This is a genomic window from Achromobacter seleniivolatilans (assembly GCF_030864005.1).
Lineage (GTDB): Bacteria > Pseudomonadota > Gammaproteobacteria > Burkholderiales > Burkholderiaceae_B > Achromobacter > Achromobacter seleniivolatilans.
In genome coordinates, this window is record NZ_CP132976.1 from 6,504,713 (window position 1) to 6,529,895 (window position 25,183).

Annotated in this window: 21 protein-coding genes, 1 tRNA gene and 2 pseudogenes; 14 read left to right on the top strand and 10 right to left on the bottom strand. The window is 58.9% G+C overall.

From position 1 onward, the window contains the following. Positions 1-13: 13 nt before the first annotated feature. The gene (gene greA / locus RAS12_RS29445) at positions 14-490 is read left to right on the top strand and encodes a transcription elongation factor GreA (RefSeq protein WP_306944017.1); all 477 of its coding nucleotides are present in this window, start codon (positions 14-16) and stop codon (positions 488-490) included. A gap of 126 nt (positions 491-616) precedes the next feature. On the opposite strand, the gene RAS12_RS29450 is transcribed toward greA, so the two are convergent. Further along, positions 617-1,219 (bottom strand): YhbY family RNA-binding protein, encoded by a 603-nt coding sequence (locus RAS12_RS29450; RefSeq protein ID WP_306944018.1) that lies wholly within the window; start codon positions 1,217-1,219, stop codon positions 617-619. An 18-nt stretch (positions 1,220-1,237) separates the two neighbouring features. Between RAS12_RS29450 and RAS12_RS29455 the strand changes: the two genes are divergently transcribed. The 5 genes from RAS12_RS29455 to RAS12_RS29475 all read left to right on the top strand — a co-directional run bounded on the left by RAS12_RS29455 (position 1,238) and on the right by RAS12_RS29475 (position 7,202). Continuing rightward, on the top strand, positions 1,238-1,870 hold the full coding sequence (locus tag RAS12_RS29455) for an RlmE family RNA methyltransferase (protein ID WP_306944019.1): 633 nt from the start codon (positions 1,238-1,240) through the stop codon (positions 1,868-1,870). Between the two features lie 216 nt (positions 1,871-2,086). Beyond that, the gene (ftsH, locus tag RAS12_RS29460) at positions 2,087-3,976 is read left to right on the top strand and encodes an ATP-dependent zinc metalloprotease FtsH (RefSeq protein ID WP_306944020.1); all 1,890 of its coding nucleotides are present in this window, start codon (positions 2,087-2,089) and stop codon (positions 3,974-3,976) included. An 18-nt stretch (positions 3,977-3,994) separates the two neighbouring features. Further along, positions 3,995-4,840 carry a dihydropteroate synthase gene (folP, locus tag RAS12_RS29465; protein WP_306944021.1) on the top strand — a complete coding sequence of 282 codons (846 nt, stop codon included), beginning with the start codon at positions 3,995-3,997 and terminating at the stop codon, positions 4,838-4,840. Then, entirely contained in the window at positions 4,837-6,180 is a 1,344-nt protein-coding gene (glmM, locus tag RAS12_RS29470) for a phosphoglucosamine mutase (RefSeq protein WP_306944022.1), read from the top strand. Before folP ends, glmM begins: the two co-directional genes overlap by 4 nt. Before the next feature lie 215 nt (positions 6,181-6,395). Continuing rightward, on the top strand, positions 6,396-7,202 hold the full coding sequence (locus RAS12_RS29475; protein WP_306944023.1) for a GNAT family N-acetyltransferase: 807 nt from the start codon (positions 6,396-6,398) through the stop codon (positions 7,200-7,202). Positions 7,203-7,386: 184 nt separating this feature from the next. Here RAS12_RS29475 and ppx read toward each other — a convergent pair whose 3' ends face one another. Further along, the gene (ppx, locus tag RAS12_RS29480) at positions 7,387-8,874 is read right to left on the bottom strand and encodes an exopolyphosphatase (protein WP_306944024.1); all 1,488 of its coding nucleotides are present in this window, start codon (positions 8,872-8,874) and stop codon (positions 7,387-7,389) included. Between the two features lie 219 nt (positions 8,875-9,093). On the opposite strand from ppx, the gene ppk1 reads away from it, so the two are divergent. From ppk1 to pstB, 5 genes are all read left to right on the top strand, one after another. Further along, a complete protein-coding gene (gene ppk1 / locus RAS12_RS29485; protein ID WP_306944025.1) occupies positions 9,094-11,169 on the top strand; it encodes a polyphosphate kinase 1 in 2,076 nt (691 codons plus the stop codon). 221 nt (positions 11,170-11,390) lie between these two features. Further along, positions 11,391-12,431, top strand: coding sequence for a phosphate ABC transporter substrate-binding protein PstS (gene pstS / locus RAS12_RS29490; RefSeq protein ID WP_306944026.1), 1,041 nt, complete (start codon positions 11,391-11,393; stop codon positions 12,429-12,431). Positions 12,432-12,589: 158 nt separating this feature from the next. After that, positions 12,590-13,606: a phosphate ABC transporter permease subunit PstC gene (gene pstC, locus RAS12_RS29495; RefSeq protein ID WP_306944027.1), complete on the top strand. Its 1,017-nt coding sequence runs from the start codon at positions 12,590-12,592 to the stop codon at positions 13,604-13,606. Between the two features lie 26 nt (positions 13,607-13,632). Next, entirely contained in the window at positions 13,633-14,487 is an 855-nt protein-coding gene (pstA, locus tag RAS12_RS29500; protein WP_306944028.1) for a phosphate ABC transporter permease PstA, read from the top strand. 48 nt (positions 14,488-14,535) lie between these two features. Beyond that, positions 14,536-15,312, top strand: coding sequence for a phosphate ABC transporter ATP-binding protein PstB (gene pstB, locus RAS12_RS29505; protein WP_006221056.1), 777 nt, complete (start codon positions 14,536-14,538; stop codon positions 15,310-15,312). A 62-nt stretch (positions 15,313-15,374) separates the two neighbouring features. Here pstB and RAS12_RS29510 read toward each other — a convergent pair whose 3' ends face one another. Then, complete coding sequence (locus RAS12_RS29510) at positions 15,375-15,758, bottom strand: MFS transporter (RefSeq protein WP_306944029.1); 384 nt, start codon at positions 15,756-15,758, stop codon at positions 15,375-15,377. Between the two features lie 81 nt (positions 15,759-15,839). Here RAS12_RS29510 and RAS12_RS29515 point away from each other — a divergent pair. Beyond that, a tRNA-Pro gene (locus RAS12_RS29515) sits at positions 15,840-15,916 on the top strand. A gap of 96 nt (positions 15,917-16,012) precedes the next feature. Here RAS12_RS29515 and RAS12_RS31115 read toward each other — a convergent pair. Further along, positions 16,013-16,252, bottom strand: a pseudogene (locus RAS12_RS31115) (integrase core domain-containing protein); the annotation flags it as partial. A gap of 95 nt (positions 16,253-16,347) precedes the next feature. Continuing rightward, positions 16,348-16,524 (bottom strand): annotated as a pseudogene (locus RAS12_RS31150) (transposase); the annotation flags it as partial. A 460-nt stretch (positions 16,525-16,984) separates the two neighbouring features. Here RAS12_RS31150 and RAS12_RS29525 point away from each other — a divergent pair. Both RAS12_RS29525 and RAS12_RS29530 read left to right on the top strand, forming a co-directional pair. Next, positions 16,985-17,422, top strand: a complete 438-nt coding sequence (locus tag RAS12_RS29525; protein ID WP_306951679.1) for a DUF2778 domain-containing protein — start codon at positions 16,985-16,987, stop codon at positions 17,420-17,422. Positions 17,423-18,100: 678 nt separating this feature from the next. After that, a complete protein-coding gene (locus RAS12_RS29530; protein WP_306944030.1) occupies positions 18,101-18,655 on the top strand; it encodes a contact-dependent growth inhibition system immunity protein in 555 nt (184 codons plus the stop codon). A 319-nt stretch (positions 18,656-18,974) separates the two neighbouring features. On the opposite strand, the gene RAS12_RS29535 is transcribed toward RAS12_RS29530, so the two are convergent. From RAS12_RS29535 to RAS12_RS29555, 5 genes are all read right to left on the bottom strand, one after another. Further along, positions 18,975-19,340, bottom strand: coding sequence for a response regulator transcription factor (locus RAS12_RS29535; RefSeq protein ID WP_306944031.1), 366 nt, complete (start codon positions 19,338-19,340; stop codon positions 18,975-18,977). A 199-nt stretch (positions 19,341-19,539) separates the two neighbouring features. After that, a complete protein-coding gene (locus RAS12_RS29540) occupies positions 19,540-20,346 on the bottom strand; it encodes a SapC family protein (RefSeq protein ID WP_306944032.1) in 807 nt (268 codons plus the stop codon). Between the two features lie 67 nt (positions 20,347-20,413). Next, positions 20,414-21,619, bottom strand: coding sequence for a beta-barrel domain-containing protein (locus RAS12_RS29545; RefSeq protein ID WP_371321230.1), 1,206 nt, complete (start codon positions 21,617-21,619; stop codon positions 20,414-20,416). Beyond that, a complete protein-coding gene (locus RAS12_RS29550) occupies positions 21,616-23,724 on the bottom strand; it encodes a type I secretion system permease/ATPase (protein ID WP_306944033.1) in 2,109 nt (702 codons plus the stop codon). The genes RAS12_RS29545 and RAS12_RS29550 overlap by 4 nt, the downstream gene beginning before the upstream one ends. Then, positions 23,721-25,151 carry a TolC family outer membrane protein gene (locus RAS12_RS29555; protein ID WP_306944034.1) on the bottom strand — a complete coding sequence of 477 codons (1,431 nt, stop codon included), beginning with the start codon at positions 25,149-25,151 and terminating at the stop codon, positions 23,721-23,723. Before RAS12_RS29555 ends, RAS12_RS29550 begins: the two co-directional genes overlap by 4 nt. Positions 25,152-25,183 lie beyond the last annotated feature (32 nt).

Here is a 25,183-nt window from a genome sequence, read left to right on the forward strand (position 1 = left end):
TTTGGGAAACGACATGTCTGCCATTCCTTTGACCGTGCGCGGGGCCGAGCGCTTGCAAGAAGAGCTCCAGCGGCTGAAAACCGTGGAACGTCCTGCCGTGATTAACGCCATCGCTGAGGCGCGCGCGCAGGGTGATCTGTCGGAAAATGCCGAGTATGACGCTGCTCGCGAGCGCCAAGGTTTTATCGAAGGCCGCATTGCCGAACTTGAAGGCACGCTTTCCAACGCCCACCTGATCGACCCCAGCTCGCTGGAAGCCGAAGGCCGCGCTGTGTTCGGCGCCACGGTTGATATCGAAGACCTGGATTCCGGTGACCGCGTGACGTACCAGATCGTCGGCGACGTAGAAGCCGATATCAAGGCGAACATGATTTCGGTGTCGAGCCCTGTGGCGCGCGCACTGATAGGCAAGAGCGAAGGCGACGTTGTCGAGGTCAAGGCCCCGGCTGGCGTGCGCGAATATGAAGTTCTGGGCGTGCGTTACATCTAACGCAGCCGCTTAAACGGTACACTGTCAAAACACCATAGCCCGAACCTGTGTTCGTTTGAATTCGCGGTACTTTGCGGATAGCTATGGTGGACCGGGCGCGTAAAGCGCCCGTTTTTGTGCCCGGCCTTACTTTTTCGACGACTTGCGGCTCGTGCCGCTACGTGCTCCGGCACGCAGGCTCATCGCGCTACCAGCGCGGCGGGGAATGCCGTGGCTGCCAGAGGCGGTGCGCTTGTTGCTAGGACGCATGGGCTTGCCGTTTTTGTTCAGCTCGTCCTGGGGCACATAGCGGGTTTTTGCCGGCTTGGGCTCTTCGGTTTCGCTACGGCGCGGACGCTTGGACAAGGTCTTGCCTTCGGCGGCCAGCTTCTTCGGCGTATACGGCTCGGAGCTGCGGCGTTTGGCGGGGGCCTCGGGTTCCTTGGATGCCAGTGCGGCGGGCTTTACATTGCCGGCCAGCGGGCGGAACAGAATCAGGGTCTTGCCCAGGTGATGCACGGGGGCGCAAGACAGAGTGTCGCAAATCGTCGACAACATGGTGTCGCGGGCCTCGCGGTCGTCGCCGCCAGCGCGTACCTTGATGAGGCCGTGCGAAGACAGTGCCAAGTCAATTTCCTTGAGCACGGCTTCGGTCAGGCCATTGTCGCCAATCAGGACGACGGGGCGCAGGGGGTGGGCGGCGGACCGAAGGTCGCTGCGCTCACGAGAGGTAAGTTCTAATATAGGCATGCGTGGAATTGTACGGTAATGGCCAAGAATAAATTCTCTAAAGACTGGATTCACCAGCACATCAATGATCCCTATGTGAAGCTGGCGCAACAGAAGGGCTACCGAGCCCGCGCCGCTTTCAAACTGATCGAGATCCTGGACACCGAAAAGCTGATGTACCGGGGCGACCTGGTCATTGACCTGGGTTCGGCGCCCGGCAGTTGGTCCCAAGTGGCGCGTGAGCGCCTGGCGGGGCCAGGCGGCACGGTGGACGGACGTATTATTGCGCTGGATCTGCTTCCCATGGAACCCGTTGCGGGCGTGGAATTCATCCAGGGCGACTTTCGCGACGATGAAATTCTGAAACAATTGGAAGACATGGTCGGATCTCGCGCCGTGGACCTTGTTATTTCAGACATGGCCCCCAACTTGTCAGGCGTGGGCCTTGCCGACGCTGCGCGCATCCAGCATGTGTGCGAGTTGGCGATGGAGTTTTCCCGCGCTCATCTGAAGCCGGATGGCGTGCTGATCGTCAAAGCTTTTCACGGCAGCGGTTTTTCGCAAATCGTGCAGAGCTTCAAGCAGCACTTCAAACGGGTGGTAGAGCGCAAGCCGAAGGCGTCGAGGGCGAAATCCTCCGAAACCTTTCTGGTTGCCCGCGATCTGAAATAATCCGGGCCGGGGCATGTTGCCTTGGACCCCTGAAGCCACTCACCTGCTTGCCGAGACAACGACCAAATAGTGACGAATAAGACGTAAATACACGGGCCCCAGGGATCCCAGGACGCAATTGGGTCCGACAGGGTAGAATGGGCTATTGACATACTTGTGACTGTGCAATACGCGGGTGCGCAGTCGCGGGTCGGAATCGAAAGCAGGAGATCGACCTTGAATAATTCATTTTCGAAAGTCGCTGTCTGGATGGTGATAGCACTCGTGCTATTTACTGTCTTCAAACAGTTCGACGGACGCGCTCAGACCCAGGACGGCGTGACTTACACGCAGTTCATGGACGACGCCAAGGCAGGACGTATCCGCAAGGTCGACGTTCAGGGCGACGTGCTGTACGTCACCCCCGACGCGGGCCGCGCCTACACGCTGACATCCCCGGGCGACCTCTGGATGGTCTCCGATCTGCTGAAGTATGGCGTGCAGGTGTCGGGCAAGCCGCGTGAAGAGCAATCGTTGCTGATGAGCATCTTCGTGTCGTGGTTCCCCATGCTGCTGTTGATCGGCGTCTGGGTATTCTTCATGCGACAGATGCAGGGCGGTGGCAAAGGCGGGGCGTTCAGCTTCGGCAAGTCGCGTGCCCGCATGCTCGACGAAAACACCAACCAGATCACCTTTGCTGACGTCGCCGGTTGCGACGAAGCCAAGGAAGACGTTCAGGAACTGGTCGATTTTCTTCGCGATCCCAGCAAGTTTCAAAAGCTGGGCGGCCGTATTCCGCGTGGCGTGCTGATGGTGGGCTCGCCGGGTACCGGTAAGACCCTGCTGGCCAAGGCCATTGCTGGCGAAGCCAAGGTTCCGTTCTTCAGCATTTCCGGTTCGGACTTCGTTGAAATGTTTGTCGGCGTGGGCGCTGCCCGTGTCCGCGACATGTTCGAAAACGCCAAGAAGCATGCGCCTTGCATCATCTTCATCGACGAAATCGATGCGGTGGGCCGTCAGCGCGGCGCCGGCCTGGGTGGCGGCAACGACGAACGCGAACAGACCCTGAACCAGATGCTGGTTGAAATGGACGGTTTTGAATCCGGCCAGGGCGTCATCGTGATCGCCGCAACCAACCGTCCCGACGTGCTGGACCCGGCTCTGCTGCGTCCCGGCCGTTTCGACCGTCAAGTCGTGGTGCCGCTGCCCGATATCCGTGGCCGCGAGCAGATTCTGAAAGTCCACATGCGCAAGGTTCCGCTGTCGCCTAACGTCGACGCGACCATCCTGGCGCGCGGTTGCCCGGGTTTCTCGGGTGCCGATCTGGCCAACCTGGTTAACGAAGCCGCACTGTTTGCCGCCCGCCGTAATGGCCGCACGGTGGATATGTCTGACTTTGAAAAGGCCAAGGACAAGATCATCATGGGCGCCGAGCGCCGCTCGATCGTGATGCCTGAAGATGAACGCAAGAACACCGCGTATCACGAATCCGGCCATGCGATCGTTGCGCGTCTGTTGCCGAAGACCGATCCGGTCCACAAAGTCACCATCATTCCGCGCGGCCGTGCGCTGGGTGTGACCATGCAGTTGCCGGAAACCGATCGCTACAGCATGGATAAGGGCCGTTTGCTGTCCACCATCGCTGTGCTGTTTGGCGGACGTATCGCTGAAGAACTGTTCATGGACCAGATGACGACGGGCGCCTCGAATGACTTCGAACGCGCCACCGCCATCGCTCGCGACATCGTCACGCGTTACGGCATGACCGACGAACTGGGCCCGATGGTCTACGCCGAGAACGAAGGCGAAGTATTCCTGGGCCGCAGCGTCACCAAGACGACTCACATGTCCGAAGCCACCATGCAAAAGGTGGACACCGAGATCCGCCGCATCATCGACGAGCAGTACGGTGTTGCGCGCAAGATCCTGGAAGAGAACCGTGAAAAGGTCGAAGTGATGACCGCGGCGCTGCTGGAATGGGAAACCATTGACGCAGACCAGATCAACGACATCGTCGAGGGCCGTCCTCCGCGTCCCCCGAAAACGCCTCAAGGCCCGTCGGATTCCACCGACACGCCGCCTTCCACCGGCCTGGCGGCTGGGGGTAGCACGGCAGCAGCTGTTTGAGGTTTTTTGTCCTGAGTTATGGCAAATAACTTTCTTTGCGGGCGCTTCGAGTTTGATCTCGAGCGCCCGCTTGTCATGGGTATCGTCAATGTCACGCCCGATTCTTTTTCGGACGGCGGCCAGCATGACGATACGGATTCCGCGGTGGCGCATGCGCGCCAGTTGATCGCAGAGGGCGCTCAGATCCTGGATCTGGGCGGTGAGTCCACGCGGCCAGGGGCAACCCCTGTGCCTGGGCCGGATGAACTTGCCCGGTTGCTGCCAGTGATCGAAGCCTTGCGCGATTGCGGCGTGCCTTTGTCCATCGACACCTTCAAACCGGAAGTCATGCGCGCCGTGCTCGACGCGGGTGCGGACATGATCAACGACATCTATGGTTTCCGGCAGCCTGGCGCCGTTGAAGCGGTGTCGCAATCGCGCTGCGGATTGTGCGTGATGCATATGAAGGGCGAGCCGCTTACGATGCAGGCCGAACCGCCCGAATATACGGATCTGATTGGTGAAATCGGACTGTTTTTAGGGGCGCGGGCGCAGAAGCTGCGCGCGGCCTGGATAGATCCCCGCCGTATCGTGTTGGACCCGGGTTTTGGGTTCGGCAAGACGGCAGATCAGAATTTTCAATTGTTGCGCCGGCTGAGCAGCCTGCGCAGTACCGGTTACCCATTGCTGATCGGCTTGTCCCGCAAAAATATGATTGGCCAGGCCACAGGCCGGCCGGTCGGTGACAGGTTGTCTGGCAGCATTGCCGCTGCCCTTGCTTGTGTGGCGCGTGGCGCTTCTATCGTGCGTGTGCACGATGTCGCCGCTACGGTAGATGCCCTTAAGGTATGGCAAGCGGCTGAACAAGGAGCGATCAGTTCATGATTCGACGCAAGTATTTTGGTACCGATGGAGTGCGTGGTGAAGTTGGCGGTCCGGTGATCAACGCCGAATTCGCGCTGCGCCTGGGTTATGCCGCTGGCCGCGTGCTGGCGCGCGAACATGCCGGACGCGGCGGCAGCCGCCCGCAGGTCGTGATTGGCAAGGACACCCGCATTTCGGGCTACATGCTGGAATCCGCCCTGGAAGCCGGTTTGTCGGCCGCAGGGATTGATGTGGTGCTGGCTGGCCCCATCCCGACTCCGGCCGTGGCGTACCTGACCCGCGCATTGCGATTGGTGGCGGGCATCGTCATCAGCGCCTCCCACAACCCCTATCAAGACAACGGCATCAAGTTTTTCTCGGCGCAAGGCATGAAGTTGCCCGACGAGACCGAGGCCGCGATTGAGGCCGCGCTGGACGAGCCTTTGGGCTGCGTCAGTTCCGAAGGCTTGGGCCGAGCTCGCCGGATGAGCGACGCGCAGGGCCGCTATATTGAATTCTGCAAGAGCACGTTCCCCAACGATCTGGACCTGAACGGCATGTCGATTGTGGTGGATGCCGCGCACGGCGCGGCCTACAACATCGCGCCGCACGTGTTCCGCGAGTTGGGCGCCGAAGTCCACGCCATCGGCGTGCACCCGGATGGATTCAATATCAACAAGGGCGTGGGCGCCTTGCATCCCGAGTTGCTGGCCAAGGAAGTAAAGGCCCGCGGCGCCCAGATCGGTATTGCGCTGGATGGCGACGCTGATCGCTTGCAGATGGTGGACGACGAAGGCCGCATCTATAACGGCGACGAACTCATGTATGCCATCGTCCGCGAGCGCATGCAGCGCGGCAAGGTGGACGGCGTGGTCGGCACGTTGATGACCAACTTTGGCTTTGAGCGTGAAATGCAGCGCTTGGGCGTGGGTTTCGAACGCGCCAACGTCGGCGACCGGTATGTGCTTGAGCAGATGCAGGCGCGGGGCTGGCTGTATGGTGGCGAAAGCTCAGGCCACTTGCTGTGCCTGGATTGCCATTCGACCGGTGACGGCATCGTGGCTGCCTTGCAAGTCCTGACGGCGCTGCGCCGCAATTCGGTATCGCTGGCGGATTGGGTGAGCGATCTGCGGATGTATCCGCAGAAGATGATCAACGTGCCGCTGACGCCTGGCCAAGATTGGAAAACCCATCCGGGCCTGACCGCGGCGCGCAAAGCCGTAGAGGCCGAGTTGGACGGACGCGGGCGTATTTTGATCCGTGCGTCGGGAACCGAACCAAAGCTGCGGCTGATGGTCGAAGCGGAAGATGAAACCCTTGCCGTGTCCTGCGCCGAGAAGCTTGCCGCCAGTTTGGCGTAAATTGCCGGTCGCGCATTCTATTGAAAGCCACTCACCGCCCTGCGGTGCGTGGCTTTTGTACGTAAATGGGCCGTATTCATTTGTAAAGTTTTGTCCATATTTGCGCAAAATGGGGTATCTGCGCCGATCTAAACTTCATAGTCACGTAACATATTGGTCAAGTCTTTGACATACAGGGCGTCCACACTGGCTGGACTCTCTAGGAGCTTCGCGCAATGCTGGAACTAGCACGCATTAATCCAAGCCGTAATCCCACAGAACCCTGGACGGGTGCTGCGCCCAAGGTGCTGGCGGTCGGCCTGGCGCGCACAGGTGAAGAAATCGAGCAGATTCAGCGTCTGCGCTACGACGTCTTCACGGAAGATATGGGCGCGGTGTTTCCCGACGCCCAGGACGGTATTGAACAAGACCGCTTCGATCCATTCTGTGAGCACCTTATGGTCCGTGAGATCGATACCGGCCGTGTGGTCGGCACGTATCGGATACTGACGCCGGAAAAGGCGCGGGAGGCGGGCGGATACTACTCACAGTCCGAATTTGATCTATCAGGCCTGGGTTCGATCCGCGATAACCTGGTCGAAGTCGGGCGCTCATGCACCCACACCGATTACCGCAACGGCGCTGTCATTATGTTGCTGTGGTCCGGGCTGGCCGAATACCTGCGCCGAGGCGGCTACGACTATGTGCTGGGCTGCGCTAGCGTCAGCTTGCGCGACGACGGGGTCACCGCCGCCGAAGTGTGGCGCACGATTTCCAAGCAGTTGCCGCAGGATGGTCAGCCGCATGTCACGCCGCTGCATCGCTACCCGGTGGAAAAGCTTGCCAGCACCTTGCCGGCGCGGGTGCCGCCGCTGATCAAGGGTTATCTGAAGCTGGGCGCCACGGTCTGTGGTGAACCGGCTTGGGACCCCGACTTCAATGCGGCGGACTTTCCTGTGTTGCTAAGGATGGACCACATGGACGAGCGCTATCGCCGTCACTTCGGTCTGGATCAACCTGCGGCCGTAAACGGCCAGCGCTGATCATCATGCGCCGCTTGTTCCGCCGTATGAAGATCAGAATGATACGGCGGGCCACCAGGCCCTTGCGCATGGAGCTCAAGCGGCTTCATCGCGAGACGGATCTGTCGCCGTTTTGAACTTTCTGCCGGATTGAAAACGGGCGATAGCGTTGCCGCTATCGCCCGTTTTTTCGTCAGAACGTTCGTTAGAACTCGAGCAGCTCGAACGAAAACCCGACCTTGTTCCATTCGGCTTCTTCCGCGCGCAGCGTGAAGTCGCTCAAGGGGTGCTGGGCCAGCCATTCGCGATTGACGCGCACCACAATGGAGTTGTCGCGCACCGACGCCGTCAGCGGCAGCGGTTCGATTTCGCCGCGTCGGCGGAACAGCAGCACGGCCAGCCGCAGGCTGAGAATTGCCTTCCATTGCGGGCGGGTGCGGATCAGCGGTTCCAGTTTGGTCAGTTTGCCCTGATGCCCCAGCGCCAGCAGCGCGAGCAGTTGCTGGTCTGCGCGTGAAAAGCCGGGCATGTCCGCGTTTTCCAGCACATAGGCCGTGTGCTTGTGATACGCGTTATGCGCTATCGACAGGCCCACCTCGTGCAGATCAGCCGCCCAGCCCAGCGCGGGACGAAGTTCGGCGCGTTCCGGGCCTTCGGGGAACATGGCGTCGAACAGGGTCAAGGCTGCGTGGTGTACGCGGCGCGCCTGATTGGGGTCCACGTGGTAGCGCTTCATGAACTGGCGCACCGATTCATCGCGCTTGTCGTGTTCGTCGTCGCGGCCAAGCAGGTCATAGAGCACGCCCAGGCGCAACGCGCCGTCGCCGGTGTGCATGACGTCGATGCCGAGTTCGTCGAATAGCGCACTCATGATGGCCAGGCCGCCGGGGAGCACATCTGAGCGCTCGACCTTGATACCGGGCAATTCAGACGGAATGACCCGGCCGGAACGCACGATGCGGTCTTTCAGTTTGGCCAGACCGGCGCGGGTGATGCCGCGGTCAGAAAACCGGCATTCGGTCAGGATGGCGAACAGCGCCTTGGCGGTGCCGGATGAGCCGTAGACTTCTTTCCAGCCCGTCTTGCGGTACTGCTTGGCGATCACTTCAATTTCGCGGCGCGCGGCCAGTTCGGCCTGCTTCATCTGGTGCGCGTCGACCACGCCATCCGAGAAGAACTGGCGGCTGTAACTGACGCAGCCCATGTACAGCGACGACATCAGACCGGGTTCGTGGCCTTTGCCGATGATGACTTCGGTGGACCCGCCGCCGATGTCGATCACCAACCGCTTGTTGGGCGACGGAGGCAGGGTATGGACCACTCCGGAGAAGATCAGGCGGGCCTCTTCGCGGCCGGCAATCACTTCGATGGGAAAGCCCAAAGCGGCTTCGGCCCGGGGCAGAAAGTCCCGGGTATTGCGTGCGACCCGGAACGTATTGGTGGCAACCGCGCGGACGCGGTTGGGGTGAAAGCTGCGCAGACGGTCGCCAAAACGTTCCAAAACGGCGATAGCGCGTTCGATGGCATCGTCGCCAAGCCGTTTCTCGGCATCCAGACCGGCGGCTAGCCGGACGGTTTCCTTGAGGCGGTCGATCTGATAGATCTGGGGCGTACCGTCCTGTTGAACGATGCGTCCGATGGAGAGGCGGAAGCTGTTGGACCCGAGGTCCACCGCGGCCAGAAGTTGATCCATGCGGCTCGTAATATTGGCTGAAAGGTGGCCTGATTATAGAGACCCCATGTGACAGCGCTCTTTGCTAGGGGTTTTCGCTTACGAAACAGTGGCTTGCAGGGATATATGACCAACGCTATACGTCCCGATTTTGGCGTACGCTATGGTTTTAGGCCGTGTCATAGAACCGTCACCTTTTTGCAGTAAAACTCCACGCTCCCCTTACGTATGGAATTCGGTATGCCCACACGCCCGCCAGGCGAGCCCTTGCTCATGAATCGCGAGTTGTCGCTGCTCAAATTCAACGAACGTGTGTTGGCAATGGCGGAGAATCCCCAGACACCGTTGCTGGAACGGCTGCGCTACGTGTGTATCGTCAGTTCGAATCTGGACGAGTTTTTTGAAATTCGGATCTCCAGCCTGAAAGAGCAGCAGTTGCAATCGCCCAATCTGGTTGGCCCTGATGGCATGACGCCGGACCAGGCGTTTGAAAACGTCCAGCAGGCCGTTCACGCCCTGGTGGCGCGGCAATACAACCTGCTGAACGACGACATCCTGCCGGCCATGCACGCCGAAGGCATCACCCTGCATCACGCGTCCGAGTGGAACGCCGAGCAGCAAGAGTGGGCGCGGGATGTCTTCAACCGCGATGTCATGCCGCTCCTGACCCCCATTGGGCTGGACCCCGCGCACCCGTTTCCCCGTGTCTACAACAAGAGCCTGAATTTCATTGTGTCGCTATCGGGCGCCGACGCCTTTGGGCGCCAGGCCTCGATTGCGGTGGTGCAGGCGCCTCGCGCCTTGCCGCGCCTGATCAAAATGCCGCCGGAACTCTCTGGGCATCCGGAAGGTTTTATTCTGCTGACCTCGTTATTGCGCGCCTTTGTGGGCGAGCTGTTCCCGGGGCTGGAGATGCTGGGCTGCTATCAGTGGCGTGTCACGCGCAACAGCGATCTGTTCGTGGACGAGGAAGAAGTCACCAATCTGCGCCATGCGCTGCAAGGTGAGTTGTCGCAGCGCAACTTCGGCGCTGCCGTGCGGCTGGAAATCGACAAGCTGACGCCGGTAGTGCTGGAGAACTTCTTGCAGCGTGAATTTTCGCTGAAAGCCGAAGACACCTACCGCGTCCCCGGGCCGGTAAACCTGTCGCGCCTGATGCAGCTGTGTAATTCGGATTTGCGGCCGGACCTGTTGTTTCCCGACTACCGCGCGCCGCTACCGGCTCCGTTCGACCGCGTGGCCGCCAAGCCGTCCGAATTGTTCGAGGCCGTGGCCGAGCAGGACCGCCTGCTGCACCATCCCTACCAGTCATTCCAGCCTGTCATCGACTTTTTGACGGCTGCTGCGCTCGATCCCGACGTGATGGCCATCAAACAGACGATCTATCGCACCGGCGAAGACTCTGAACTGATGAAAATCTTGCTGGCGGCAGCGCGCGCCGGCAAAGAAGTGACGGTCGTCGTGGAGCTGATGGCGCGCTTTGACGAGCAGACCAATATCAATTGGGCGTCCAAGCTCGAAGAGGTGGGCGCGCATGTGGTGTATGGGGTCGTGGGGCATAAGACGCACGCCAAGATGGCGGTCGTGTTGCGCCGTGAAAAAGGCCGGCTGCGCCGCTACGCCCACTTGGGCACCGGCAACTACCACCCCCGTACTGCCCGCCTGTATACCGACTTTGGCCTGCTGACAGCAGACCCGAAGCTGTGCGAGGACATGGACAAGGTGTTTGCACAGCTAACCGGCTTGGGCGCGCGCCGATCGCTCAAGGCGCTGATGCAGTCGCCATTCACTATGCACGACGGGATGGTGGCGCTGATCCGCGCTGAGGCCCGCGCGGCCAAGGCCGGCCAGCGTTCACGCATCATGGCCAAGATGAATTCGCTATTGGAAGAGCAGATTATCGAAGAGCTCTACAAGGCCAGCCAGGCAGGGGTCAAGATTGATCTGATCGTGCGCGGAGTCTGCGCGTTGCGAGCGGGCGTGCCGGGTTTGTCCGAGAACATCCGGGTGCGGTCTATCGTCGGACGCTTCCTGGAGCATTCACGGGTCTTTTACTTCTACGCGGAAGGGCAGGAGACCGTATACCTGTCTTCGGCCGACTGGATGGACCGCAATTTCTTCCGCCGTGTTGAAATCGCCTTCCCCATCTACGACAAAACGCTGAAAAAGCGCGTCATTGATGAAGCGTTTACTTACGCGCTTCGAGATAACCAATTGGCATGGCAACAGCAGGCCGATGGAGATTACGCTCGGGTGAAAAGCCGCCGGGAGCCGTTCAACGTGCATCAGTATTTGATGCAAAAGTTGGGGGTTTAACGGGCCGGTTTGTCACATAGCGATTCGTCCCCAAAATATTGCGGCCACCCAGGAAACCCAGGGTGGCCGCAGTGTTTTCAGCGGGGCGCGGGGTGTCGCATGAAGCGTATGTGACTGTCACTATCTTGTCACGTTGGCCTTCTAAGATGCGAGGGTCGCTGAAAGACAGGCACAAGAAAAAGCCTGACTAGACTCCTTTAACGAGCACAGAAGGAACCCTGATGTTCAAACGTGTCTTCAAACAAGTTTCCCTGGGCGTCGCGCTGAGCGCCGCCGTGTTTGCCGTCCAGGCCGCCGATGTGACCGGCGCCGGCGCATCGTTCCCGTACCCCATCTACGCCAAGTGGGCGTCCGACTACAAGGCTGCCACCAACACCGCGGTCAACTACCAGTCGATCGGTTCGGGCGGCGGCCAGCAGCAAATCATCGCGAAGACCGTCGATTTCGGCGCTTCGGATGATCCGATGAAGGCAGCCGATCTGGAAAAGAACGGCCTGCTGCAATTCCCGGCTGTGATCGGCGGCACGGTTGCCGTGGTCAACGTCGACGGTATCGCTCCGGGCAAGCTGAAGCTGTCGGGCAAGGTTCTGGCCGACATTTTCCTGGGCACGATCAAGAAGTGGGACGACAACGCCATCAAGGCGCTGAACCCCGATCTGAAGCTGCCCTCGGCCGACATCATCGTCGTGCACCGTTCGGACGGCTCGGGCACCACCTTCGGCTGGACGAACTACCTGTCCAAGGTGTCGCCGGAGTGGAAGTCGCAAGTCGGTGAAGGCAAGGCCGTCAAGTGGCCCACCGGCCAAGGCGGCAAGGGCAACGAAGGCGTCGCCGCCTACGTTGGCCAGCTGAAGAACTCGATCGGTTACGTCGAATACGCCTACGCCAAGCAGAACAAGCTGGCCTGGACGCAGTTGCAGAACAAGGAAGGCAAGTTCGTTCAGCCCGACCAGAAGGCATTTGCTGCTGCTGCTGCCAACGCCGACTGGAAGAGCGCGCCGGGCATGGGCGTGGTCCTGACCGACGAGCCGGGCGCCGATTCGTGGCCCGTCACCGCCGCCACCTTCATCCTGATCCACAAGTCGCAAGACAAGCCGGCTCAGGGCAAGGCTGTGTTGGAATTCTTTGACTGGGCGTTCAAGAACGGCGCCAAGTCGGCTGAAGGCATGGACTACGTTCCGCTGCCGGATGCTGTCACCAAAGAAATTCGCGCTGCTTGGGGCGAAGTCAAGGCCGCCGACGGCAAAGCCGTCTGGAAGTAAGAAGGGGATAGCGCGAGGGAGACTCAGCAAGAACGCTGACTCCCACAGCGCCTGACCCAGCTAGCGGCCGCCCCAGATCTTCTGTCCGCAGAAAAAAGGGGCGGTCCGCCGCAAGACCCTAGATGTTTCCCCCCAGGTTTCCTAAGGAAAGTCCATCCATGAGCGCGGTAATGGATAATAGTGTGCCGCTTTCGCCCAGCGTGGCGGACTCCGTGACTACCGGCACGCCTTCGCCTATGAAGCAAAATAAAAACGCGCTGATGGATGCGCTGTTCAAGAATCTGACCCGCCTGTTCGCCTTCCTGGTGTTCATTCTGCTGGCGGCGATTCTGGTATCCCTGATCTACGGCAGCCGCGAATCGCTGGCCAAGTATGGTCTGTCGTTCCTGTGGCTGAACGATTGGGACCCCGTCAATCAAAACTACGGCGCTGTGGTGCCGATCATCGGGACACTGCTGACCTCGGCCATTGCGCTGATCATCGCTGTGCCGGTGTCGTTCGGTATTGCCATCTTCCTGACCGAGTTGTCCCCGACCTGGCTGCGCCGTCCTCTGGGCACTGCGGTCGAGATGCTGGCCGCCATCCCGTCGATCATTTACGGCATGTGGGGCTTGTTCGTCTTCGTGCCAGTGTTTCAGCAGTACGTGCAGCCCTTCCTGATCGCCACTCTAGGAAGCGTGCCTGTCATTGGCGGCATTTTTGCGGGGCCGCCGTTCGGTATCGGCATTTTCACGGCCGGCCTGATCCTGTCCATCATGATCATTCCGTTCATCGCAGCCGTGATGCGCGACGTGTTCGAGCTGGTGCCGGCCATGCTGAAGGAATCGGCATACGGGCTGGGCAGCACGACCTGGGAAGTGATGTGGCGCGTGGTGCTGCCCTTCACCAAATCGGGCGTCATCGGCGGCATCATGCTGGGCCTGGGACGCGCCTTGGGCGAAACCATGGCCGTGACCTTCGTGATCGGCAACGCCTTCAAGTGGTCGGGCTCGCTGTTCTCGCCGGGCAACTCGATCGCCTCGGCGCTGGCCAACGAATTCAATGAAGCGGGCGGCATTCAGAAATCGGCGTTGCTGGAACTGGGCCTGATCCTGTTCCTGATCACCACGATTGTGCTGGCCCTGGCCAAGATGCTGTTGGTTCGCCTGTCCGCCGGCGAAGGCAAGAAAACCTGACGCGCCGCGAGACCAAGGAAAAGATCATGGCTGTTTCCGTACTCAATATGCAGAATGGCGTTTACCGCCGGCGCCGCGTGATCAACAGCATCATGTTGACCGTGTCGCTGGGAACGCTGGTGTTCGGTTTGTTCTGGTTGTTCTGGATCATTCTGACGCTGCTGACCAAGGGCGCCCCCGCGCTGTCCTACACGCTGTTTACCGAGATCACGCCGCCTCCGGGTCAAACCGGCGGCTTGATCAACGCGATCTTCGGTAGCGTCATGATGGCCGGTATCGGCACGCTGATTGGCACGCCGGTGGGCATTTTGGCCGGTACCTACCTGGCTGAATATGGCCAGCGCGGTTGGCTGGCGCCTGCCACGCGGTTTCTGAATGACGTGCTGCTGTCCGCGCCGTCCATCATCATCGGCTTGTTCATCTATGCCGTGTACGTGGCGCAAGTTGGCCATTACTCGGGTTGGGCCGGCGCGCTTGCACTGTCCATCCTGGTGATCCCGGTGGTGGTGCGCACCACGGACAACATGTTGCTGCTGGTGCCCAATAGTCTGCGCGAAGCCGCGGCCGCATTGGGTTGCCCCAAGTGGCGCATGATCACCCTGGTGTGCTATCGCGCTGCCAAGACCGGCATCATTACCGGCGTCCTGTTGGCCATTGCCCGGATTTCGGGTGAGACCGCGCCGTTGCTGTTTACCGCGCTGTCCAACCAATTCATGTCGATGAACATGAATGCGCCGATGGCCAACTTGCCGGTGGTTATTTACCAATACGCCGCCAGCCCCTTCAAGGACTGGAACGACCTGGCCTGGGCCGGGGCTACGCTGATTACGCTGCTGGTGCTGGGCATCAATATCATTGCCCGCAACATGTTCCGCAAATAAAGATCGCTTTGCCGGCGCGCTGGGCGCGCCGGAGCCAAGGGAAACGAAATGGAAAATACCGCTACCGCCGTCAAGAACAAGATCGAGGTCAAGAACCTGAACTTCTACTACGGCAAGTTCCATGCGATCCGCAATGTGAACATGTCGATCCAGGAGAAGAAGGTGACTGCCTTCATCGGCCCGTCGGGCTGCGGCAAGTCGACGCTCTTGCGCACGTTCAATCGTATGTTTGAGCTATATCCGGGCCAGCGCGCCGAAGGCGAAATCATTCTGGACGGCGAGAACCTGCTGACGGCGAAGACGGATATTTCGCTGATCCGCGCCAAGGTCGGCATGGTGTTCCAGAAGCCGACGCCGTTCCCCATGAGCATCTACGACAACATCGCTTTCGGCGTGCGTCTGTTTGAACGCCTGTCCAAGGGCGAGATGGATGAGCGCGTGGAGTGGGCGTTGAGCAAGGCCGCGCTGTGGAACGAAGTGAAGGACAAGCTGCATCAAAGCGGCAACAGCCTGTCGGGTGGTCAGCAACAACGTCTGTGCATCGCACGCGGCGTGGCCATCAAACCGGAAGTGCTGCTGCTGGACGAGCCTTGCTCGGCGCTGGACCCGATTTCCACTGCCAAGATTGAAGAGCTGATCGCGGAACTGAAGAACGACTACACCGTCGTGATCGTGACGCACAATATGCAGCAAGCGGCGCGCTGCTCGGACTACACGGCCTATATGTACTTGGGCGAACTGATGGAGTTCGGTCAGACCGATCAGATCTTCGTGAAACCGTCGCGCAAGGAAACGGAAGACTACATCACGGGCCGCTTCGGCTGATTGCGTTCCGGATCGTCGGCTTCAAGAAAACGGCGCGCCATTTAAGGCGCGCCGTTTTTCTTTCAGGTTCGTTGCAAGCTTGGCGTTGCGTCAGGCTCGGCATTCGTTTTCGGGGGACCGGCGTAACGGCCGGGAATCAGAATGACGAACACCGCCGCCAGCACCGCTGCTACAGGGATCACGCCGCCCAATCCCAATCCGCCAATAAAGCGAAACACGGCAAACCAGGTGGGCGTGGGCGCCCAGGCCACGCCGATCATCGTGAGCGAGAACAACGTGACGCAGGCCAGCGTCATGCGCCGGCGGCCAAGCAGGTCGCTTAACGTGCCTACGGCGAACGAACCGACGAACATGCCTGCCAGCGCGTAGCTGCCCAATACGCCGAGCTCTATGGAGGATAGATTCCAGCTCTTGTCTTCGGCCAGCGCCGCAAGCACGGCGCCCAAAATGCCGGAAGAGGGTGGGCAGGGGGCGGGTTCAGCAGGGGCAAGCCGGTTTCGCCAGATTCTGGTATAGTCTGCACCCTTCGGGGCGTAGCGCAGCCTGGTAGCGCATCTGCTTTGGGAGCAGAGGGTCGTGAGTTCGAATCCCACCGCCCCGACCAATATCCATGCGGGTCTTCTCCGGATCTCCGCATAGCACAGAAAACCAGTTAGTGGACTAGCTGGTGGACGTGAGCCCTCCTAACGTAGGTTGATACCTACGGACTAAACACCCGATGAACTTCATCGGGTGTTTTGCATTGTAGGGACAGGTGCGGGCGCTCCGTGTTGTATATCTCGACAGACTGCCTGACCATCAGCCTGGCTTGTGTCAGGTCAGCGGGTCTGCTGAGTAACAACTCTCCCTTAAGGATGCCGTTTACCCGCTCGGCCAAGATGCGTTGATAGCAGTCGTACCCATCCGTCATCGAGCAACGGATGCCATGGCGGGCATGCAGGCGGCTGCGGCCCATGTAGCGGCAAGCCCTTGCCACGTTCAGCCCTTGCCTTGACGGCCCATGTCCACTCCTCTGACCGTCGGCAGGCTCCACCCGCTCCAGCCCGGGCAGCCATGCTTGCGCAACCACACCAGTACTGTCGAACGACCTTGGATAGCATAGCGGCGCTGCGCCTCTTTGTAGCTCAGTTCGCCTTTTCCTACCTGCTCGACCACCGACAGTTTAAAAGCCCGACTGTAGTCGGGCTGCGTGCGCTTGATCCTTGATTCCAGTTGGCTCTCCTTTTTTCTCTCAAAAAGGTGTCTACCAAACGACAGCCGTCCCGAAATCGCCGGCCGGTGTGCAAATAATCGGGCAGCCGGAACTGGCGTGGCTTTGTCGGCGGTGACAGGCGTGGTGGGGCAACGTGCAATCACGGTCGCCAAAATACGATGAAAGCTGCTTTCCTCATTTCCATTTCGTGTCTTATGTTGGTATTGGCACGGCTAATAACAAGCGCGGGCTTGGCCGAGTGGTCAGGCTGCGGGCTTCCAAGCCGACCATGGGGATTCGCTCCCCGCAATTTGCTCCACTGCTTCGAAAATATTATGAGTCGAGGCGTTTTCGTTTATTTGCTTGATATAGGACAGCGCCTATCTTCCAACCGAGCGTTGATTGGCATTCTGTCCCCAAGAAACGTTCTTTGGGGAGCTACGAATGGTGGAGTGGGAATTTGTGCTGAACAACCAGCCTATGAGCAAGATAAAAGGGCGGGGTCTTTCCTTGGATGCGTTTTCGGGAAGAGAGGGGCACTTCAATAAGTGTGAGTCGGCGTGCCTTCGCAACGTAGGGCCAATCCCCGTCGGCAAGTACTACATTGTTGACAGGCCTACTGGCGGCGTCAGGGGTACGATCAACACCTGGGCATTAGGGCGTTGGGATTGGTTCGGTCTCTTTGCGATTGACAGTAACGTCGATGACTGGGTTTTCTGCAACGATGTCGAACGTGGGAATTTTCGCCTACATCCGAAAGGCCCTCGGGGTATAAGCGAGGGTTGCATTACGCTTGAGCGCGCCTCTGACTTTGCCGCGCTTCGCAAACTTATCCTTGAAGGCGGTAGCTCTGCAATTTCCGGTTCCACATTGCAGGCCTATGGCATTGTGAATGTGCGGTGTGGCGGGGGAGGGTGATGGGCAGATTGCTGCGACTTTTCGTGCTGGTTCTTTGGCTGGTAGCTTCAAGCATGGCGTTGGCACTCTTTTGGGTACGTAATGCCGATGCCTGGAATCCGATCCCGCATTGGGTTTGGGACCAAGTAGAAAAGCGTGTAAATATTGGATGTTGCGAGCAAGCGGCTGACGTGGAATACCTCGTTGTCCTTGGTGCATCCATATTGACGATGCTAGTCGTGACCGCAGTCATCTGGTTGCTGCGCAAATGGGTTCGCCGTGGCTAATAGATAGGTGGGGATTGGAGCTACGACAAGGCGTTCAGATTCAAGCGCGTCTCGTGTAGCAAGGGCGATGGCTGGGTGATGACCGATTCAGAGTTCAGAGAGATCTCTGATGCCCACTGAGGACATGCAGGCCGGAACCCGCCGGCCAAAGCAGTAGCGGATTATTCATTCAGTGGGATGAACGCTGGCAGAGCGAAAACAACTTCCTTACATTGAGCAGATTGCTTCTCAAACAAGAGCCGTATCAAATCCCGGGAACCACGCTATCCGCGTATGGAAAGGTGAACGTGCGTTGTGGAAATTCGGGGGCGTAATGCGTCGATTTCGGTACGTTTTTCTCGCTGTTTGGCTAATTTTCGGGAGCCTTTTCCTCTGCCGGTATTGGGTAGGTAACGCAACGGTGTGGAATCCCGTGCCGACATGGCTCTGGAAATGGCTTGCCACGCATGTCGAGGTCGGGTGTTGCGAAAGTGCGGCGGACCTAGAGTTTTATGTCCTATGGGGCGCCGCCCTCGCTCTTCTTGCCGTGTTGACGGCACTGGTATGGGCCCTAACGCGACTTCTCCGCAAGTTGTTTCGCAAAACCGACGCTGAGCAAGGTATAAGCTTTGTGCTTACGCCGGAGCAGTTGGCGGCTGTCCTTAAGGGTGGGTCGATAGCCGATCATTCGACCTTAGTCGTTATGCCCGGGCAGTATCCTGAACTCGAGCAATTCATCGGTGAGTGGTTCCACGAAGATTGGGACGAAGAGGGGAAATCGATCGAAGGTGTGGCTCGAGAATACAAGCGCGTTACAGACCCGCTCCAAGTGAGTCAGGCATGCCTGGAAATGGATGCCTTCGTAAAAAAATACGGCCCAGCTTCGGATATCGCATTTGCGCAGCTATGGCAATCGTTCGATCTGGCGGGCTTGGGCTACACCATTCCTGCTTTCTTCGAAGAGTTGAAGCGGATTCTGAACAGCTAGCTGATCAAGCGGAAAAACAAAGCCCCGATTCGGATATCCGGTCGGGGCTTTTGCATTGCAGGTCTAAGGCCTGTGGCCGTACCTCATCGGGGGCGTGGCTAGCAGAACTCGCTGTACTCCTATGTCGGCATTTGTTCATGCTCCAGTCGCGAAGATTATTGCAATGAAATTCAGACATGGCTGAGTTCTGATTCGCCCAAGGCGCGATGTCCGGTGGCGGTTGAATGAACTGCTTATCTTGCTGTTCGGGCATGGTCATGATGAGCCACCCGCCCTCCAAACCGTGCAGCGAGGGTCCGATTCCCTCAGCCCGCTCCATTTACGCCTGCAAGCGGCCTATGCCGGCGGCGAAGACGTGGTGATGCAGCACGTCAAAGTCCACGGGCTTGATCAGTCGAACGAACTCTGGGGGTGGCCTGTCGCCGTCCCGGCCTGGGTCGTAGCCGCTGAGGATGATGATTCGAGCGGTTGGGCAAAACGTCATCAGCTGAGCCGTAATCTTCGACCCAGACACATCCGGCAGGCCTAGATCAAGCAGGATGACATCTGGCCGAAATTCCGGGCAAGCGTTGAGTGCGGCGGCAGCGTCTCCGACAATTCGAACAGCCACATCAGCTTCGATTTGAAGGCATTCTGAAATCATCTCGGCCACGTCAAGATCGTCTTCGACTATCAATATACGCATGCTGACTACCTTGCACGATTTGCGTTCCGGGGCTGTGGCAATAAATAGCGCAGGAAGTAGCGTACTAAAGACTTCGAAGCTTTCGTATCGGTGGATGTACGGAGTACGTCCGCCCTGACCAATAAAATCAAAGGCCGTCAGTGATAGTGCTCACTGACGGCCTTTGGCTTTTCTAGGCTGTTGCTTGCATAGGCCCTTATCAGGCGTTTTGCGCTTGTGCGCGCAGTGCGTTCAAGTCCAGCAGCGTCTGCCAGTTCTGGCGCGAGGCAAAGTGCAAGATGACAAAATCGAGCCAGCCCTTTTTGTTCCACTCGCTTAGCGTGTCAGCGGGCAATTCGCGGAATATTTTTTCATCAATAACGCGAAAACCATTCAACGTGTAGCGCGTTCCGTCCGGGAGCTGCATATCGGCATGGTTGGCGACTAGCAGCTTGGCATCCTTGAGGGCTTGGCAGAACTCTATGGTGCGCAGGTGCTCTTGATGAAAGGCATTGCAGAAGTTGATGGCGGCCTGCGCCAACTCGGTAGGGGCTGAGTCATCATTGAACAAACGTCGCGACATTTGCTCGTCGCTGACGCTGGGAATAAAACGTTCCGAGGCGGTATCGATGGCCAGTAATTGCCGGTTTTCTGCCGAAATTTCTGTGACGATGAACGGGTAGCGCCGCACATAGGCAGGTATATAACGATCAGCGCGCCAGGTGTCGTCTTCTTCCAGAAACAGGTTCTGGTTCTGTTTGAAACCCAACACGGCTAACGGCGTTGGCTGCTCGGCATCAGAGAACACAATTGGGTAATCACGCACCACCGGCACAAACTCACTCATGTCGAGGGGTACAGCGATGGCTTCGCGGGCAAAGGCAAAGCTATTGCTGTCGGCCAGTCCGCAATTGCCGTGCTGCTCTACGTTCAACACCACCGGCGCTTTATAGAACAACGGCAATGAGTTGATTGCGGGATCTACGGTAGCGGCGCTTGCCGCGCTGGGTTCGTCATTTTTAATCATGTGTCATCTCAATGGTCAATGATCCAAACAGATCCGATGCGTGCGGCGTCAGCGTTCGCCAAGAACGCTAACGCTCACGCAATGCTTCACGTGCCTTGTTGAACGGTTTGAGCAGGTAATCCAGTACTGTTTTCTCTCCCGTATGGATATCGACGGTAGCGATCATGCCCGGCGAAATAGGGAAGTCCTTGCCAGCCTTGTTTTTCAGACGGTCGCTATCAGTGCGGATGTAGACGCGATAGTAATAAACGTCGTGCCGGACTTCATCCTGGATGGTATTGGGGGAGATAAGCGTTACCTTGCCTGGCAGGCCGCCATAAATGGCGTAGTCGTAAGCGGTGATCTTAACCATGGCGTCCTGCCCTGGATGAATGAAGGCGATGTCGCGGGGCGACAGACGCGCCTCGATGAGCAGTTGCTCATCAAGCGGCACGATTGCCATCAGCTTGCCATCCGGCGGAAGGATGCCGCCCACGGTGGTCACTGAAATATCGTTCACCACGCCACGCACCGGCGACACAATGGTCAGGCGTGTCAGCGCGTCGGTTCGGCCACGTGTGACCGAGCGCTGTGCCTCGATTTCGGCGTTGGCGCGGGCCAGATCTTCGCCCGCTTTGACCAGGTATTGGGTGCGTGTATCGGCGGCCTTGGTCTGTAGTTCAGCTATCTGGCGCTTCAGCCTTAGCACCTCGACATTGCTGGCCGCGCCGCGCACTACCAGCGGTTCCGTCAAGGCCAGCTCACGGCTCACCAGGGCCTGGCTTCGCGCGATGCCTTCCAGACTGCTTTTCAGGCTATCTAAACGCGAATAGTAGAGCGCTGTCTCGCTACGTACCAGACCGGGTTCAGCCAGTACCTCGGTCGGGAACGTCAGTGGAGTACCGTTGACTTCAGCGGATAGTCTTACGGCGGTTGCCTGCGCGGCGCGCATGCGCGAGGCACTTTCTTGGACCATGGCCTCGGTACGGGTCGGGTCCAATTCCGCCAACACCTGTCCGGCGTTGATGATGTCCCCTTCCTTGACCAGTAAGTGCGCCAGAATCCCGCCTTCGAGCGACTGGATGATCTGCTCTTTGGAAGAGGGCACCACCTTGCCCGTACCGGTGGAGACTTCGACCAGTTTGAAATACCAGGCCCAGATCAGCAAGCTAAGTAGCAGCGCCGCAATCAGCCAGATCACAAGCGCCGCTTTAGGCAACGGCGTATCGCCCGGAGAGCCGCTATAGAACCGCATATCCAGTCTGCCTGACGAGGGTTGGCCCACATCACTCATTTGGATAACTCCTTGAGCACTTGCGCCTTGGGCCCGTCGACTACTAAACGTCCTTCGTTCAACACCAGAATTCTATCGACCCAGTTCAGCACCGGTGTGCGGTGCGTGGCGACCACCACTGTGCGCGGCGCCAGCCAGGCGCTGAGGTTCGTGATCACCTGCCGCTCCGTCATTTCATCCAGACTGGAAGTGGGTTCATCCAGCAAGACCACAGCCGGTTCGCGTATCAGCGTACGCGCCAATAACAAGGCCTGACGCTGACCGCCAGACAGACTCTGACCGCCCTCAGGGATCAGTTCATCCAGCCCGTGCGTGCAAGTCTGGACGAAGCCCAGCGCACCCACCATGTCCAGCACTTTGAATATTTCGTCATCGCTGGCCAAAGGCATGCCCAAGGTGACGTTGTCGCGGATGGAACCATGGAACAAACGAGCGTTCTGGGTCAGCAGGCCGACATCACGGCGTACATCGGCGGGGTCGATGAGCCCCAGTTCTATGCCATCCAGCTTGATGGTTCCCTGTTGCGGCACTTGCAAGCCTGCCAGCAGCTGCAACAACGTGGATTTGCCCGCTCCCATGCGCCCCAACACCGCGATTTTTTCACCCGCGCGGATTTGCAAGGCGCCTATCGCGAGCGCCGGATGACGATCTTCGCGGCCATATTGAAATAGCGCGCCTTCAAGAGCGTAATCGCCATGCACGACCGGTCGGTGTATCAGACGAGTGTTCTCGGGCTGATCGACCGGGCGCTGCATCAGGTCATCCAATCCCTTGCGCGCTACCTTGGCTTGCTGCCAGCGCGCAAATACACCCGATAACTGAGCCAGCGGCGCAATCATGCGCGAGGCGAGAATCGAGCTGCCCACCAGCGCACCGGTCGTCATCTCGCCTTGTATTACCAGATAGCTGCCTGCCAGCAGGACCAGGGCATAGACGATGCTTTGCACTTCTTGCGTCCAGGTCATGAGCAAGCCCACCAGATAGCGCTGCCGCATGCCTATGCCGGCGGAGACTTCATTGACATGGTTCCATTGATTTTGAAAACGCGATTCGGCGCGCATCAGTTTGATGTCTTCGATGCCTTGTACGGCCTCAACCAGCATGGCGCTGCGCAACGCCGATTCACGCATGCCTTCGGTAGAAAGTTTTGCCAATGGACGCTGGATCAACAGGCCGGGGATCACCAACAGCGGCACAGCGGCTACCGCCACGAGTACCAGCGGGCCGCCCACCAGCCACAGCACCAGCGTGAACAGCAGAAAGAATGGCAGATCGGCCACCACACTCATGGTGCTGGAGGTGAGCAGGTCACGCACCTGATCCAGCTCGCGTATCTGAGCAATGAAGCTGCCTGTGGATTTGGAGCGCGCATCGTTACGCAGGCGCAACGCATGGCCAAACACCACATCTGAAATCTTGAGATCGGCGCGCTTGCCGAGCAGGTCGGAAATATACGTGCGCGCCATACGCAAGGCGAATTCAAATCCGATTGCCAGCATCACGCCGCCAAACAGCACCCACAAGGTGGATTCGGACTGGGCGGGGATGACGCGATCATAGATCTGCATGGAAAACATCATCGTTGCCAAAGCCAGCACGTTGGCGAACAACGACGCCGTGATCACATCCCCATAACGCGGCCAGTCACGCAAGGCGATCAGCCAGAACCAACTGGGGCGATACGGCTTGATATAGTCGTCTACCCGGGAATCTGGCATGGAGAGGCGCGGGCGCAGCAGTAGCACCCGCTTGATGCGGGCTTGCAAGTCATCTGCGGTGACGGTGGTTTCCAGGCCCTGATCTTCACCAAACAGCAAACTCAATTGACCATTGCCGTCAGCTGTTTTTACGACCGCTACCTGGCCATCATTCATTTCAACCACCAGCGGCAGACGCCAAGGGTCCAGCAGATCTTTGCTGTAGTCGCCCAGGCGCAAGGTCAGCCCCGACTGGCGCGCCATGTTTTCGAGCAAGCTGTCTGTTGCCGCAGCTCGTTGCCACGACAGGTTTACACGCACGCTTTCTTCTGAAACGCTGATGCCGTAATGGCGTGCTACGACGAGCATTGCGTTCAGCCACTTTGTGTATTCCGCAGGCAAGTTCATGGGCGCAGCTCCATCCCTTGAACGACTTCATTATTCAGATGATAGAAATCGCGGTTCATGCCCGTCGCTCCGATGTACCCCACAAGACTGGCCCACATATCATGGCGAACCGCTTCTTGATCGGCAGCGGCCTGATAGAACTCTTGCTCTGCATTGAGCAAATCCAGAATTGAGCGTGTGCCCAGCATGTACTGTTCGCGAAATAGATCGCGCACCTCGGTGATGCTGCGCTTGCGCTCATCCAATACGGACAGGCGCTGACGCGCCCCCTCCATCTGTTGCATCAGGAGGCGCGCCTGATCGCCGGCGTTAAGCCTGGCGGTATCGACACGCTGGCGCGCCGCTTCCAAGGCATTGACGGCCGCACTCACTTGCGCACTCAATGCGCCACCTTGATAAATAGGCGCGGAAAAATTCAGCATAATGGTGCGATTTGAACCACGCTGGTTCAAGGTGGCCGGGTTGTTGCCGGTTATGGCGCGGTCTACAGAACCATCCAGAGAGATGGTGGGGTAGCGCTGCGCCTGCGCAACGCTCAACTGCGCTACCGCCACTTGCCGGTCAGCTTCTGCGGCCAGCACGTCTGGCACCAGACGCAGGTCGGCGGGCTGATCCCGTTGCACGGCCGCGACTTCCTGGTCCAGATCATCCAACGGCCCAGCACTATCGCCTATTGGCGCGCCCAGCAAGGTACGCAGCCGCTCACGCGCCTGCTCATGCAAGGACGTGACCTGCAATAGATTGGATTTGGCGTCGTCCAGGCGCGACGTCGCCTGGATTGGATCGGAGCGTGAACTGAGGCCGGCGTCGCTGCGCAGCACAGTTAGTTCCTGCACCTTTGCGATGGCTTGAACCTGCGTCTTGGCGATAGCCTGCAAGCTCTGATAGCGATGCAATGCCACCACCGCTTCGGCAGTTTGCTGGGCGACCACATCGATTTGTTTGAGTACTAGCGCTTGCTGCTTGCGTAGCTGTGCCTGAGCCTGATTGACCGATCCTGAAGTCTTGCCAAAGTCGTAAAGCATTTGCGACACCGAGGCTGATGCCAGCGTGTACCGCCCGCCCTGTGTGTTGTCCCCGCTGCCGAGTCCACCCTTGACCTGGGGGTAGTAGCGGGCGCGAGCTACATCTACACCACCGACCTGCTGCGCGAGCGTAGCGATACTGTCGGAAATGCTTGGATGCCAGTTCACCGCGCGCCGCACGGCGGGTAAAAGTTGCACGACGCTGTTATCGATTTCTCTTGGGGGCACGCTGCGTCCGCTGGCGCCGGCACCTAGTTGATTGGCCAGATCCTGGGGAGCGAGAAATCGGGGGATGTCGCCATTGATACGCGGCGTGTAGGCGGCATTGCTTGTTTGTGCCGCAACGGGGGAATGCAGCAGTGCTAAACCGCAGCAAAGCAACATCTTGGTGTGCCGGTTCAAACAGTTTCCCCTCTACAGGCTCTGCCGATTTT